Genomic DNA, 14,559 nt, shown 5'->3' on the forward strand with positions numbered 1-14,559 from the left:
TCAGATAACTCAGGAAAATGCCAGGAACGGAGAAACGCACAGCAGCAGGCCCGTGATAATAATCAGATACAGGGAAGCGCCTTTGTATTTGTGCAGTGAAGGAACTTTGTAGACCAGCCAGGCCGGGATCAGACAACCCACCATGCCGAAGATAGGACTACAAATAGAGGTGAAGCTCAGTACCGGCGCATTGAGCACAATTGCACTCCAGGCCAGCAGGATGGCAAAAATCATAATGCCGCGCTGAACCAGGGTTTCGTTGATTTTCTCGGCTGGCATTTTGCGGCGCAGCACGTTCATTACGATCCCCTGAGTCGCTTCACGGAAACCTAAGTAGACGCCGAAGAAAGCGGTCATAACGGCAAAGATGTTCAAAACTACGCTGACGATTTTCACCCAACCAGCACCCGCACCGCTGATAAACTGCGCGGCAATCGCCAGAGCGGAAATATTCTGCTCATAAGCTTTAACCGCTTCGTCATGGCCCATCGCCAACGTGAAGGAAACGGCGTAGAAAAAGACGGTCACGAACAGAATACCGAACGCGATATTCATCGCTCGCAGGGCTTTATGGCGCGCCACTTCAATGGATTTGTTGCGAGAACGATACGAGATAACCATCGGGCTTAATGTCTGAATAAACAGAATTGAGGTCAGCGTAAATGGCAACGTTATGATCGCGTTTTTGATCAGCAGCGCCATCGGCGGCAGTAAACCTACGTTATACAAATGCCACATCCCAACCATCGATACGCCAAGCGCTGCCACTACCAGCAGTTTGGTCAGCACCATGCCGGTGGAGATTTTAAACAGCAGTTTTTCCCCGCGTGACGAGATGGCCACCAGGATGCAAATCAGCACCAGGCCATAGAACGGGCTGTCGGACAGTAAACCTTCAGTAACGCCAAAAGTATGCAGGTAAGAGGCGCTATCGTTGGTGATGGCGGTGGAGTAGACGAACATCCAGATTACCAGCATCACAAAGTACAACGCACCTAACAGGATGCCCCAGTTTTTACCCAGGTAACCGCTGATCACGCTTGGGTAATCTTTACATTCCGGGGACTCAGCCAGCGTATTGATAAACAGACGCTGGAACAGATACATGGCTGGGTAGCCAATGATAGAGGACAGCAAGAACACCCACAGCCCCATTAACCCGACCTGGACAGGAAGAAAAACAATCCCCGCACCAATCGCCATACCGATACTCATAATGACCCAGCCGGTGTCCATGCTGTCGAATTTAATGGCTTCACGCCATTCACTTTCGGTCATCCCCGCCCGACGCGCCGGAGCAGATGCGTCGAGTATTACGCTGTTATTCGTTGCCGTTTCCATAAAAATCTCGCTCAAAATGTAGGGTAAGGTTTTATTATTTTTCCGTTCCGCATCAATGCGATACGCGGTACGAGTCGTGCAGGCGAGTTCGTTAGAATGGAGAAATCATACGCCGAGGGTCAGAGAAAAACTTCACATAAATACCCACTCATTTCATAATGTTTAATAAAGTTTTTCTATTTTATATTTACAAAATGGGATTAATTTCTCTTTTTGAAGCGGATCACAACAAAAAAAAGGGCGCACTCAGGTGCGCCCAAAGGAGAAATAAACACAAATTTAGTTAAGTGCAAATCACTTTGATAGCCAGACCACCACGTGACGTTTCACGGTATTTGTCGTTCATATCTTTGCCCGTTTCATACATGGTCTCGATCACTTTATCGAGCGAAACGCGTGGCTCAGATGTTCGACGTAGCGCCATACGCGCGGCGTTGACGGCTTTTACCGCGTTGATCGCATTGCGCTCAATACATGGTATTTGCACTTGTCCGGCGACCGGATCGCAGGTCAGTCCCAGGTTATGCTCCATGGCGATTTCCGCCGCAATACACACCTGAGACGGGCTACCGCCAAGCAACTCTGTCAACCCGGCTGCTGCCATTGAACAGGCGACGCCAATTTCCCCCTGGCAACCCACTTCGGCACCAGAAATAGAGGCATTCATCTTATACAGCGCGCCTATCGCCCCCGCGGCCAGTAAGTAGCGGGCAATGGAGTTTGCATTCACCGGGCGGCGGAACTTGTCGTAATAGGCCAGGACAGCAGGGATAATCCCACATGCTCCGTTGGTCGGTGCCGTCACAACCCGGCATCCGGCGGCGTTTTCTTCGCTCACGGCCAGCGCAAACATGTTGATCCAGTCGATAACGTTCATCGGGTCGCTGGACAGGTTATCGCTGGAAACCAGCAACCGACGTAATGCCACGGCGCGGCGCGGGACGTTCAGTGGACCCGGCAGAACGCCTTCGGTGTTCATGCCGCGCTCAATTCCAGCGTGCATAACGTCCCAAATGGCAGCAAAGCCAGCATCGATTTCTTCTTTGCTGCGCATCGCCAGTTCGTTTTGCATCATCAGGCCGGAAACAGACAGCCCGTTGCGCTCGCACAGTTTCAGCAGTTCGCTGGCGGAATGAAAATTGTAGGGTACGTGTGCTTCAACATCATGCGCCTGACCAAATTGCTCCTCTTCAACGATAAAACCACCGCCGACGGAGTAATAGGTTTTGCTTAATAGCGTCTCGCTGCCGTTCCACGCGGTGATACGCATGCCATTTTCATGGCGCGGCAGCGTTTCGGTATGAAAGAGAATATTTTCGTCTGGGGAAAAATCGACAACATGCGTGCCCTCTGCAACCGGTAAACGTCCGGTACGGGCCACTTCCTGAGTAAAACCAGCGATAGAATCTATATTAACATTTTGTGGACTGTTACCGGCCAGTCCCATCATGATGGCGACATCTGTCGCATGACCTTTTCCGGTCAGGGAAAGCGATCCATAAAGATCGACCACAATATGCGTAGCTTTGGGGAGTTCCCCGCTGCTGACCAACAGATCGATAAAGCTTTTACCAGCGTTCATTGGCCCCACGGTATGGGAGCTGGAAGGTCCAATGCCAATCTTAAAAATATCGAATGCGCTAATCATATCCACACCCTCGGATTGCCGTTCAGTGAAGACCAGGTTTCACACTCATTAAGGATCGGGGCGATCCTGAGATCGCCCCGCAAGGGATTACAGCGTGTCGCCACGTACGGCGATGGCTTCAATCTCCAGCTTCACATCCTTTGGTAAGCGGGCGACCTGCACGCAGCTGCGCGTAGGGTAGATTGCCTTATGCTCATCAAAGAACTGCTGGTAAACCTGATTGATGGTGGCGAAGTCGTTCAGGTCGGAAACGAAAACGGTGGTCTTGACGATATCGCTCACTTTCAAACCTGCAGACTCGACAATCGCTTTCACGTTTTCCAGGCTTTGACGCGCCTGATCGGATACGTTTTCAGCCACTTCACCGGTCTGTGGACACACCGGGATTTGACCTGACGTCAACACCATGCTGCCCAGATCCACACCCTGTACGTAAGGCCCGATAGCCCCTGGCGCACATTCGGTTGCAATAACTTTTCTCATAGTCCCTCCGGCGTCAGAGCGCCTGGGTGAAAGTACGTGAAATAACATCCTGCTGCTGTTCGCGGGTCAGCGCGTTGAAGCGCACCGCATAGCCAGACACGCGGATCGTCAGGTTCGGATAGTTTTCCGGGTGCTCAATGGCATCCATCAACATTTCACGGTTCATAACGTTAACGTTCAGATGCTGACCACCTTCCACATGCGCTTCATGGTGGAAGTAACCGTCCAGCAGACCGACCAGGTTGGTTTTACGCACTCCATCCTCTTTGCCCAGCGCTGCCGGTACAATGGAGAAGGTGTACGAGATACCGTCTTTGGCATAGGTGAACGGCAGTTTGGCGACCGAGGTTAACGACGCCACCGCACCTTTACGATCGCGGCCGTGCATCGGGTTTGCCCCTGGCGCAAACGGCGTACCTGCGCGACGTCCGTCTGGCGTGTTACCAGTTTTCTGTCCGTACACCACGTTGGAGGTGATGGTCAGAATGGACTGCGTCGGCACCGCGTTACGGTAGGTTGGCAACACTTTAATTTTCTTCATAAAGCGTTCGACCAGGTCGCAGGCAATACTGTCTACGCGCTCGTCGTTGTTGCCGTATTGCGGATAGTCTCCTTCGATTTCAAAATCAATCGCCAGACCGTTTTCATCGCGAATCGGTTTCACACGAGCGTATTTGATAGCCGACAGAGAATCCGCCGCCACGGACAGACCCGCCATACCACAGGCCATCGTGCGATAGACATCACGATCGTGCAGCGCCATCAGCGATGCTTCGTAGCTGTACTTGTCGTGCATGTAGTGGATGATGTTCAGCGCGCTGATGTACTGCACGGCCAGCCAGTCCATAAAGTGGTCCAGGCTCTCCATCACCGTGTCGTAGTCCAGCACGTCATCCATCAGCGGTGCCGTTTTCGGCCCGACCTGGATTTTCAGCTTCTCATCCACGCCGCCGTTGATTGCGTACAGCAACGTTTTAGCGAGGTTGGCACGCGCCCCGAAGAACTGCATTTGTTTGCCGATAACCATCGGGCTGACGCAGCAGGCAATGGCATAGTCATCGCTGTCAAAGTCGGCACGCATCAAATCGTCGTTTTCGTACTGTAAAGACGAGGTAATGATCGACACTTGGGCGGCGTATTTTTTGAAGGCGATTGGTAGCTGTTCAGACCACAGCACCGTCAGGTTCGGCTCTGGTGCCGGGCCCATGGTGTGCAGCGTATGCAGATAGCGGAACGAGTTCTTCGTCACCAGCGTGCGGCCATCAAGCCCCATACCACCGATAACTTCGGTCGCCCAGATAGGGTCGCCTGAGAACAGGGTGTCGAATTCCGGCGTACGCAGGAAGCGCACCATACGGATCTTCATAATGAAGTGGTCGATCAGCTCCTGCGCCTGCTGCTCGTTTAAAATCCCCGCTTTGAAATCGCGCTCAATGTAGATGTCGAGGAACGATGCGGTACGGCCCAGCGACATCGCGCCGCCGTTCTGCGATTTCACCGCAGCCAGGTAAGCAAAGTACACCCACTGCACCGCTTCCTGCGCATTACGTGCCGGGCGGGAGATATCGCAGCCATACTTCGCCGCCATTTCCTGCATTTGCAGCAGAGCGCGACGGTGCTCAGACAGCTCTTCACGCAGGCGAATCGTGGCTTCAAGATTCTGGCCCCACTCCAGGTTCGACTGGAGATCGGCAAACTGCAGTTCACGCTCGCGCACCAGGTAGCGGATACCGTACAGCGCCACGCGGCGATAGTCACCGATAATACGGCCACGGCCATAGCCGTCCGGCAGACCGGTCAGCACGCCGGATTTACGGCAGCGCAGCATATCCGGAGAGTAGGCGTCGAATACGCCCTGGTTATGGGTTTTACGCAGTTCAGTAAACTGGTATTCAAAATCAGCATCCATCTCACGACCATAAGCATCAAAAGAGCTTTTGATCATGTTGATGCCACCAAACGGATGCAGAGCGCGCTTGAGCGGCTTATCCGTTTGCAGACCAACGATTTTTTCCAGTTCTTGTTCAATATAACCCGCATCATGCGCGGTTATCGTGGTAGCAATATTGGTATCGAAATCAACCGGCGCGTGCGTCGAGTTTTCAATACGGATGCCCGCCATAACTTTTTCCCACAATGCAGTGGTCGCAGGCGTTGCTTCGGCGAGGAAAGATTCATCCCCTTCATAAGGCGTATAGTTGTGCTGAATAAAATCACGGACATTAATTTCTTCTTTCCAGTCCGTACCTTTAAAGCCATTCCAGGCTTCGGCATACAGCATATCGCTGGTATCGATATTTACCTTCATGAAAAATAATCTCTCTGCTGAAAATTAATTATGCAAATGCTACTGGGGTATTAATTTTGCCTAATGCAATGGCATCACGTGCAATCATTTTCTCTTCATTTGTGGGAATAACCGCACAAATAACACGAGCATCTTTATTTGAGATAATTCTTTCACCATGGGAATTTGGCAGACTATTCATTTCGTTGTCGATATTCACGCCTAAAACGGCAAGGTGCTCAATAACCAGACGACGAATTAATACCGAGTTCTCACCTATTCCACCAGTGAAAATAATCCCATCAAGACGATGCAACGATGCGGCATGCCCGGCGATATGACGCGCGATACGATGCACAAACGTTTTAATCGCCAGCTGCGCACGCTCATGTCCCTCGTGCCAGGCTTTTTCTAACGTACGTAAGTCAGAGGACAAACCGGAAATACCCAGTAAACCGGACTCTTTATTCACTACGCGCTCAAGGTCACTCAGCGTCTGGTTGGTTTCGCTGGCAATCCACGCCATCGCGCCGAAATCAACGTCGCCACTGCGTGTCCCCATCATCAACCCTTCCAGCGGCGTCATGCCCATTGAGGTATCAACGCTCTGGCCGTTACGCACCGCACAGATTGACGCGCCGTTCCCCAGGTGAGCCACAACCAGACCCGAGTTATCACTCTGCAGGTCGAGAAGGTCATGCGCTTGCTGAGAAACATAGCGATGCGACGTACCATGGAAGCCGTAACGACGAACGCCCAACTCTTCGAAATATTTCCACGGTAAACCGTACAAATAGGCTTCAGGGGCCATCGTCTGGTGGAAGCTGGTATCAAATACCGCAACCTGCTGCCGGCCAGGGAAAAGGTGCTGAGCAGATTCGATCCCACTCAGGTTCGCATAATTATGTAACGGTGCTAGCGGCGATACCCGGCGGATATTATCGATAACTTCGTCAGTAATAATTGCTGATTCGGTAAAGATATTTCCGCCGTGGGCAATGCGGTGGCCAATTAAGGCCACGCTGTCCATTAAATTACGTTTCTCTAGTTCAACGGCAATTGCTTTCAATGCGTCTTCGTAGCTGTGGTGAGCCAGCTTAGCTGGCTCTCCTCCATTAATTGCTATGAACGCATTTTCAGAGTTAATACCGTCCGCGATTCCCGCCATTAAAACTTCACAGTTAGCTGCATCCAGCACTGAGAATTTAATGGAAGACGAACCACAGTTAATAACCAGTACTACCGGAAACTCATTCATTTCACTACTCCGCTCATCCTGAGCTTAAGGATTAAAACAGTTTGTAGACAATGTTCAGGATGGTCAGCAGACCAATCACGGTAACAAACACGTTATCCAGACGGCCACGGTATTTCGCCAGTGATGGCGCTTTACGGATGGCATACATCGGCAGCAGGCAGAGCAGAGAGGCAATAATCGGCGCGCCCATTGCTTCAATAAGGTCCAGGATGTTCGGGTTGGCGTAAGCCACAACCCAGGTGGAGCCCATGATGAAGATCATGCTGATGGTGTTCAGTTTGCCGGCGGAAACTTTGGTCTTATCGCCTTTGTAACCAAACTTCAGCACCAGACCGTTCAGACCTTCCAGCGTACCCAGGTAGTGGCCGAAGAACGATTTGAAGATAGCAACCAGGGCGATAATAGAAGCACCGTATTCCAGAACGGTCGCGAAGGTGGACTTCGTCCCGGACAGTGAAGCGAAGTGGTTCGCCAGATAAGACAGTACTGGAATGTTCTGCGCTTTCGCATCCGCCATGTTTGCCGGAGACAGCGTGAACAGGCAGCTAAAGGCGAAGAACATTACCACCGCAACCATCAGCATACTGGCGCGGGAGATGATTTTAGAACATTTCTGCTCGGTAAATTCGCGACCGAAATCTTTCTCATACTCTTCGCGTTTAGAGACCACGAAGGAAGAAACGATTGGCGAAAAGTTGAAAGAGAACACCATGATGGAAATACCCAGCCATACGGTAACCAGGATGCCGTCATGGCCAGTCAGAGCGATATTGCTGATATCAACCTGATCGATAACCGCTGAGTTCCAGTAAGGAATCAGTGACAGAGAGATAAGCACCAGGCTGGCAATGAACGGCCATACCAGGTAGCTCATCACTTTAACCATCAGATCTTTACCAAACCAGATGACGAATGCCATCAGCAGCAACAGGAACAGCGCCACAAAGCCACGGTTCAATGCTGGCATTTGCAGCTGGTTTTCCCAGAAGGTCATAAAGGTGTTGGTAATGGTGACGCCATAAATCCACAGCAGCGGACAAATCGCAAAGAAGTAGAGGAACGTGATAACCACGCCGCCCGTTTTACCAAAGTGCTCTTCAACCGTTTCTGTGATGTTACCGGAAGGATTAGAACCGGAAAGACACAGGCGTGCCAGCGCACGGTGGCAATAGAACGCGATGGGGTATGCTAACACCAGCATGATCAGAATGGGGATCAGTCCGCCAAAACCTGCGCGGATAGGGAAGAACAGCACCCCAGCGCCGATGGCTGTACCAAATAAACCCAGTGTCCAGGTGGTGTCCGATTTGCGCCAGGACGACTGTTTTGTCTGGCTGGATACAATGCTATCAGTAGTACTCATATCCTATCCTCAACGAAGTATATTAAGCGTCAACTAAACCAGTAATTTGAGATACACGAGAAAGGTCGATATTACCGCCAGAAATAATGCTGACTGTTTTTCTGTTCTGGATATAGCTATCTAATTTCCCGCTTAATAATGCTGCGCATGCCAGCGCACCGGCACCTTCAGTTACAACTTTATTTCGCTGAATTAATGCCACCATGCTGTTGCGAATTTCATCTTCGCTGACCAGGACAATGTCATCCACCAACTCACGAACGATTTCATACGTTAAAGTACCCGGGCGAGAGACGTCACAACCATCTGCCAGGGTGCCGGTCGTTCGGTGCGTGGTTATTTCTCCAGCGTGGAAAGAAGCCGCCATGCCGTGAACGTTTTCAGACTGCACGCCAATAATTTTAATGGTCGGGTTAATAGATTTAATTGCCACCGCAATACCCGCAATCAGACCACCACCGCCAATTGGCACAATCACGTTATCGACATCGTACAGATCTTCCAGAATTTCCAGACCAATAGTGCCCTGACCAGCAATAACTTTCGGGTCATCATATGGTGGAATAAAGATACGGCCTTCCGTTTCCACAATCTCGCTAACCTTAGCGATGGTGTCGTTGAAGTTGTCGCCATGCAGCACAACTTCCGCGGAATAATCGCAGGTTGCCGCTACTTTAGACTTCGGTGCGCCTTTCGGCATCACCACTTTGCCGTCGATACCGAGCATAGCGCAGGAGAGAGAAACCCCTTGCGCATGGTTACCTGCAGAGCAAGCCACCACGCCCTTCATTCTTTCGGCTTCTGTTAAGGAACTGAGCTTGTTAAAAGCGCCACGGATTTTAAATGAACCGGTACGCTGCATGTTTTCAAACTTGAGGAAAATTTCCCCTTTGCAACGTTCACTAAAATAGTTAGAGCGAGGCATTCCCGTTTTATAAATTTTCCCCGCCAGTCTTTTTTTCGCTTCGAGGATATCTTCAATTGCAACTGGGAGATCGTATGTAATATGCATTAGAACCTCTTACTAGGGTATTAAAGTAAATAGATAGCCGTGACCATTGTCAGATATAGACAGATGGCGTTTATTTTTTGTTAAAACAATTTCAATCTTTAATCAATTTCAATTAATTGCCTTCGTCTCCGACAATTATATGATGAATACTCTTTGGCTAATTCCACCAAAATAGATGCTGCTTTTTTAATTCGATAATTTTTCGACCACACGGCGGCATAACGCGCGACGGGTAAAGTTTCTTGTACCGGGATAGTAATAAACTGGTTTGAGCCAAACGGTGTGGTCATATCGCAGGGAATTACTGTTAAGAAATCAGCATTGAGAACAAGATTATAAATGGTGACGACGGAGTCAGTATTAACGATGTTTTCACTGCTGATGCCATTATTCTGTAACGTGGTAAGAAGTTCGCTGTAGTACCCCATATTCGTTTGTGGCAACACCCACTGTTCGTTTTTCAACGCGCTCAGCGAGGTGATGCCGGTGCATGTTCGGGACTTGCTGGCAACCAGGATAAAGTCTGACTCAAAGAGCGGCTCCACATGCAGATCGTGCAGTTTCATCTCATCGCTCAGCGTACCGATGGCAAAATCCAGACGCCCGTCACGGATTGCCGGTAAGAACGAGGAGAGCTGAGCTTCATACATAGAAACCTGTGCTTTCGGGAATACCTCTTTGAATTTTTTAATCATGCCGGACATGATGGTGAAGGCAATCAGTGAAGGAAAACCAAACGACACATCAACGACCGCATTGCTCGTCATGCTGTTCATCTCATCAACCATGTTTTTCATTTCACGGGTAATTGATTCAGACCATGAGAGCATCACCTGACCTGCCTGAGTCAATGTCACACCAGTATTTTTACGCACAACTAACTCAATACCAAAATAAGCCTCAACATCGTTGATGATTTTACTGACAGCGGGTTGAGTTAAACCTAATTCTTTTGCAGCTGAGCCGATAGAACCGCTTCTAATGACTTCCTGAAAGACCACTAAGTGCTGTGTTTTAGGGAGTGTAATAGTATTCATATCGACCTGCGTTAATTACTTTGTTGACGGCAGGAAGTGTACCAAATTAAGCAAACAAGGATATGTGCTACCCCTCACAAATCCCCTTGACTTACATTTTGTAAGACTATTATAAAAAATGAAACCACTTATAAATCATATAGATATGAAATACATATCTCACTTTACCCTGACTTTAATCAAAAAAAGATGGGGGGATAACGATTTTTTATGGCTATAACATCGCCATTTTATCTGTTATTTCTAAAAACCAGGAAAGGCTATATTTCAATCAATTACAGCGCAATTATCGGGCAGAATGACACTTAAATTTAATGAGTAATTTATCAAATATAATTATATTTCACCGTTTGTGGTGATTAAATAACGCCATGCATCACATTTTTTCGCCATATTTGTTTGTAAAGAAACATTGCGTTTATTAAAATTCAATCTAGACAATACAAATAATCATCATATGCAACATCACATTAACACTAATTTTGTACACTTTATTAGCGCGTAATTTTGTGATGGCGATCGATTGCGTTCGATTATTCTCGATAAAAACGTATCGCGCAGCGTTTTGTGCTAGCCATCACAAAAACGAAAATACCCCACAACGCATTCCCTCAAATAAAAGACGTTCAGCGCATAAATAAAGGTCAAATAAAGAGTAGATGAAGAGAAAATAAACGCCAGAGTCGTGTTAAACCAAGCGTAACGCGACAGGTATAACGTCTGCCGGATGGCGGTGTAAACACCTTATCCGGCCTACAAAACCCGTTCCAGCCATACCTGTAGGCCTGATAAGCGCAGCGCCATCAGGCATAACAACCTGCCCAGAAAGCAAAAAACCCATCAAAGCGGGGTTTTATAAAGAGTGAAGCTGACCGATAAGTCAGGAAAAATCAACCATACGTCAGGCATCTGTAGCGTTTGCGTTGTCTTGTATCACAGACTGTATCCCACTTTGTATCACAACGATAGCCCTGAAATTTACTCGCTATCAGTCGTGTCGAAGCTTTTGCTGTACGGGCAATGTTTCGATTTCGTGACGTAGGTAAACGTGTAAATGCTATTGGAGTAGACGCACAAAGTGCGACCACTCTTCGTAATTGACTGTTCCGGGTTGCTCATCGTTATTCGACCCGCATTAGCGCTAAACGGTAACAACAAACCGCATAATATCAATACTGTACCTTTCATCTTTAACCCCTCAATGCCGTTGCTCACCAATCATGGCTACTTAGTAGCCTTCTCTCGTTCAGATGATTATAGTAACCACGATGATCAATTTTACCGATCGATTTTATAATTTCGATCGATTAAAGTAATTAACATGTATCCATGTATTTGCCCATGGTGTACTAACTCTTTCCAGCTAAGGAGACTGTTTTGAAGAAGATTTTTGCGATATTTCTGGGGCTTGGTATATGCAATAGTGTACTGGCGGAAGATGGCTCGCCTGAACTGAAATCAGAAAGTCAGGCTGTTGTTCGTGATGCTGGTTATCAATGTGACAAAGTGAATGGTGTCTTCCCTGCGGCTTTTGGTGGCTCAGTCACTGTGTTCTGCGATGAAGTCTATCAGTATGTAATTAAGGACAAAGGCGGGCGGTATACCGTCGAAGTTAATGATTAAGGACTTGTATCATGACAATGAGGTCTTGCAGAGAGTGTGGTCAGAAGGTTTCTTCAGAAGCGAAAGTGTGTCCAGGATGTGGTGTTAAAAAACCATATCAGTCTCCCGTGAGAGGATTCATTTTTTTAGGTATCATCGCGATCGCGATTTATAAAGGATGTAGTGGCGGAGGTAGCGAGAATACGGGGAACTCCTATTACTCGAATGATGTTGTAAGTAGCCCGCATAATCGTGCCATTCACATTTAGAGATCATCCGGCATAATCAATCTGCCAATGAAGGAGATCGCTATGCGTAAAGCCCGTTTTACTGAGCATCAGATTATCGCTGTGATTAAGTCGGTTGAAACCGGACGAACTGTTAAAGATGTCTGCCGGGAGGCCGGTATTTCTGAAGCCACCTACTACAACTGGAAGTCCAGATACGGCGGCATGGAGGCTTCTGATATTAAAAAGATCAAAGATCTTGAGGACGAGAACCGACGTCTCAAACAGATGTTTGCCGACCTGAGCCTTGAGAACCGGGCGCTGAAAGACGTTATCGAAAAAAAGCTTTAAAACCAGCCTTTAAGCGTGAGCTGGTCACTCATCTGGTAACGACATTCGGACTCAGTATCCGTCAGGCCTGCCGGAGTCTGAACCTGAGCAGAACGGTTTACCATTACCGCCCGGATCCCACGCGTGACGAACCCGTTATTGTCGCGTTACAGGCAGTGGCAGAGCGATACCCACGATACGGTTTTCCAAAACTTTTCCAGGTGTTGCGGCGGCAGGGACACCCGTGGAATCACAAAAGGATCCATCGTATTTATTGTCTGCTGAAGCTGAATTTTCGCCGAAAGGGCAAACAGCGGTTGCCGGTGCGTAATCCTTCGCCACTGGCCACGCCGGAAGCACTGAACCAGAGCTGGTCTGTCGATTTTATGCATGATGCCCTGGTCTGTGGCCGTCGTTTTCGCACGTTCAATGTCGTTGATGACTTTAACCGTGAGGCGTTGTCGATTGAAATCGATCTGAATCTGCCAGCTCTGCGCGTGGTCCGTGTACTCGACAGGATTGCGGCAAATCGCGGCTATCCGGTCATGCTACGTATGGATAACGGTCCGGAATTTATCTCACTGGCACTGGCTGAATGGGCAGAGAAACATGCAGTAAAACTGGAGTTTATCCAGCCGGGTAAGCCGACGCAGAACGCTTTTATTGAGCGCTTTAACCGAACATACCGTACAGAAATACTCGATTTTTATCTGTTCAGAACGCTGAATGAAGTGCGGGAAATCACGGAAAGATGGGTGTCAGAATATAACTGTGAACGCCCTCATGAATCACTGAACAATATGACGCCGGAGGAATATCGGCAACACAATCATTTGGCCGGGATCTCAAAAAATGCATGGAACTAAAACGGGTCTATTTACAGGTGAACCTTATGCCAGCATCAACTACACCATTCACTCAATCTCAAGTCTGTAGGGCAGCAATTGCAGGTATGTTTGGTAAGAATGTGGGTAAAACTCAAGTAGCCAAAACGAAAACGGCTGGGGTGTTTAATGTTTCATACATCCGCCCTTCGGATAACCAGCGTTTTTCATTCGACTGTAAATTATCTGATGACAACGTGATTTGGAAAGAATCAGGTCAAAGTTCTAACCGTTGGCGGGGCACTGGTAATGTTGAATTTAATGTGGTGTTTATGGTTCGAGATGACGAACTCACAGTGAAAGAGTTACACGCGGACTCTGACGATGTAACGTACAAATTTTCAAAGAAAGATTTCCGGTGACGCATCTCAGGGGCTGCATCTAGCGGCCTCCTTTCGTAACGTCATGTTGAAAACAAAACAAGGTGCAAGATCAGCTAAACGAATCCATATTTTTCGAATTAGTTATTCAGTCTCTTGACCAAATATCCTTTTAAAAACACTGATAACCAACTGATAATATGAAAGTTTAATCAGAGTAATCTGAAGAGGTTATTCTGCTAACCCAGTCAAACATGATCTGCATATGGTTGCCATTAGGTCTAATCATTCCAACTTGACAAGCATTAACACCAGTTGTTTCCCCTATCAGAATGCGCCCATCTAGCATATGTACTTTTATACCCACCCCTTGTTTGAAACACTTATTGCAGATAGAGAAAAAGTCTTTCCTTGTTGGATCACATGGCTGAACATTAAAAACATCAGCAGCAATAAGTCTTGTGGTTAAATTTTCGCCAACCGGTAATTCTTCGAGTGATGCGAGAAACTCAAGTTTTACCTCAATCCTATTGCTTCCCTTAGCTTCATCAGATGCCAAGATCATATTTTCTTTCTGGTTAAACTTTGAAATATAACCAATTATTGATTGTCCATTGCCACTTACCAGCTTCACTGGATAATCATTGAATCGTAGAAATTGTATCCTTCGAGCAAGCATAGAATATTCACGGGGCCATTTTTCCGCTTCTCGACCATATGAGATATCATTCATAACAGTTGTACCTAATGCATATTAAATAAAAAAG

General features: G+C 48.0%; 13 protein-coding genes. 3 read left to right on the forward strand and 10 right to left on the reverse strand.

Features of this window, described 5'->3' with window-relative positions; all coding sequences use genetic code 11:
- Positions 1-9: 9 nt before the first annotated feature.
- The 9 genes from WC1_RS04250 to WC1_RS25020 form a co-directional block, all read right to left on the reverse strand.
- Positions 10-1,341, reverse strand: a complete 1,332-nt coding sequence (locus tag WC1_RS04250) for an SLC5/6 family protein (RefSeq protein WP_016151027.1) — start codon at positions 1,339-1,341, stop codon at positions 10-12.
- A 283-nt stretch (positions 1,342-1,624) separates the two neighbouring features.
- Entirely contained in the window at positions 1,625-2,989 is a 1,365-nt protein-coding gene (tdcG, locus tag WC1_RS04245) for an L-serine ammonia-lyase (protein WP_016151028.1), read from the reverse strand.
- An 87-nt stretch (positions 2,990-3,076) separates the two neighbouring features.
- On the reverse strand, positions 3,077-3,472 hold the full coding sequence (locus WC1_RS04240; RefSeq protein WP_003024870.1) for an enamine/imine deaminase: 396 nt from the start codon (positions 3,470-3,472) through the stop codon (positions 3,077-3,079).
- Between the two features lie 13 nt (positions 3,473-3,485).
- The gene (gene pflB, locus WC1_RS04235; protein ID WP_003024871.1) at positions 3,486-5,780 is read right to left on the reverse strand and encodes a formate C-acetyltransferase; all 2,295 of its coding nucleotides are present in this window, start codon (positions 5,778-5,780) and stop codon (positions 3,486-3,488) included.
- A gap of 28 nt (positions 5,781-5,808) precedes the next feature.
- Positions 5,809-7,017: a propionate kinase gene (gene tdcD / locus WC1_RS04230; protein WP_016151029.1), complete on the reverse strand. Its 1,209-nt coding sequence runs from the start codon at positions 7,015-7,017 to the stop codon at positions 5,809-5,811.
- 31 nt (positions 7,018-7,048) lie between these two features.
- The gene (gene tdcC, locus WC1_RS04225) at positions 7,049-8,380 is read right to left on the reverse strand and encodes a threonine/serine transporter TdcC (protein ID WP_003024875.1); all 1,332 of its coding nucleotides are present in this window, start codon (positions 8,378-8,380) and stop codon (positions 7,049-7,051) included.
- A 22-nt stretch (positions 8,381-8,402) separates the two neighbouring features.
- The gene (gene tdcB / locus WC1_RS04220) at positions 8,403-9,392 is read right to left on the reverse strand and encodes a bifunctional threonine ammonia-lyase/L-serine ammonia-lyase TdcB (RefSeq protein ID WP_003024877.1); all 990 of its coding nucleotides are present in this window, start codon (positions 9,390-9,392) and stop codon (positions 8,403-8,405) included.
- Between the two features lie 98 nt (positions 9,393-9,490).
- Entirely contained in the window at positions 9,491-10,429 is a 939-nt protein-coding gene (gene tdcA / locus WC1_RS04215; RefSeq protein WP_003024882.1) for a transcriptional regulator TdcA, read from the reverse strand.
- A 978-nt stretch (positions 10,430-11,407) separates the two neighbouring features.
- Entirely contained in the window at positions 11,408-11,617 is a 210-nt protein-coding gene (locus WC1_RS25020; RefSeq protein ID WP_016151030.1) for a hypothetical protein, read from the reverse strand.
- A 189-nt stretch (positions 11,618-11,806) separates the two neighbouring features.
- Between WC1_RS25020 and WC1_RS04210 the strand changes: the two genes are divergently transcribed.
- The 3 genes from WC1_RS04210 to WC1_RS04195 all read left to right on the forward strand — a co-directional run bounded on the left by WC1_RS04210 (position 11,807) and on the right by WC1_RS04195 (position 13,834).
- Positions 11,807-12,052: a hypothetical protein gene (locus tag WC1_RS04210; RefSeq protein WP_000717902.1), complete on the forward strand. Its 246-nt coding sequence runs from the start codon at positions 11,807-11,809 to the stop codon at positions 12,050-12,052.
- Between the two features lie 290 nt (positions 12,053-12,342).
- A protein-coding gene (locus WC1_RS24550; RefSeq protein WP_085951609.1) for an IS3 family transposase occupies positions 12,343-13,454 on the forward strand; the annotation gives its coding sequence in 2 pieces (ribosomal slippage) (positions 12,343-12,604 and positions 12,604-13,454; 1,113 coding nt in all).
- Positions 13,455-13,480: 26 nt separating this feature from the next.
- Positions 13,481-13,834: a hypothetical protein gene (locus tag WC1_RS04195; RefSeq protein ID WP_016151032.1), complete on the forward strand. Its 354-nt coding sequence runs from the start codon at positions 13,481-13,483 to the stop codon at positions 13,832-13,834.
- Positions 13,835-14,000: 166 nt separating this feature from the next.
- Here the strand turns inward: WC1_RS04195 and WC1_RS04190 are convergent, their stop codons facing one another.
- Entirely contained in the window at positions 14,001-14,525 is a 525-nt protein-coding gene (locus WC1_RS04190; RefSeq protein WP_001447310.1) for a phase 1 flagellin transcriptional repressor, read from the reverse strand.
- Between the last annotated feature and the right edge of the window lie 34 nt (positions 14,526-14,559).

Origin of the sequence: Citrobacter sp. KTE30, assembly GCF_000398825.1 — a bacterium.
In the GTDB taxonomy this organism is placed as follows: Bacteria; Pseudomonadota; Gammaproteobacteria; order Enterobacterales; family Enterobacteriaceae; genus Citrobacter; species Citrobacter freundii.

Excerpts from the sequence above, each read along its gene's own strand:
- WC1_RS04250 (WP_016151027.1), bottom strand. The coding sequence starts at position 1,341 with ATGGAAACGGCAACGAATAACAGCGTAATACTCGACGCATCTGCTCCG.
- tdcG (WP_016151028.1), bottom strand. The coding sequence starts at position 2,989 with ATGATTAGCGCATTCGATATTTTTAAGATTGGCATTGGACCTTCCAGC.
- WC1_RS04240 (WP_003024870.1), bottom strand. The coding sequence starts at position 3,472 with ATGAGAAAAGTTATTGCAACCGAATGTGCGCCAGGGGCTATCGGGCCT.
- pflB (WP_003024871.1), bottom strand. The coding sequence starts at position 5,780 with ATGAAGGTAAATATCGATACCAGCGATATGCTGTATGCCGAAGCCTGG.
- tdcD (WP_016151029.1), bottom strand. The coding sequence starts at position 7,017 with ATGAATGAGTTTCCGGTAGTACTGGTTATTAACTGTGGTTCGTCTTCC.
- tdcC (WP_003024875.1), bottom strand. The coding sequence starts at position 8,380 with ATGAGTACTACTGATAGCATTGTATCCAGCCAGACAAAACAGTCGTCC.
- tdcB (WP_003024877.1), bottom strand. The coding sequence starts at position 9,392 with ATGCATATTACATACGATCTCCCAGTTGCAATTGAAGATATCCTCGAA.
- tdcA (WP_003024882.1), bottom strand. The coding sequence starts at position 10,429 with ATGAATACTATTACACTCCCTAAAACACAGCACTTAGTGGTCTTTCAG.
- WC1_RS25020 (WP_016151030.1), bottom strand. The coding sequence starts at position 11,617 with ATGAAAGGTACAGTATTGATATTATGCGGTTTGTTGTTACCGTTTAGC.
- WC1_RS04195 (WP_016151032.1), top strand. The coding sequence starts at position 13,481 with ATGCCAGCATCAACTACACCATTCACTCAATCTCAAGTCTGTAGGGCA.
- WC1_RS04190 (WP_001447310.1), bottom strand. The coding sequence starts at position 14,525 with ATGAATGATATCTCATATGGTCGAGAAGCGGAAAAATGGCCCCGTGAA.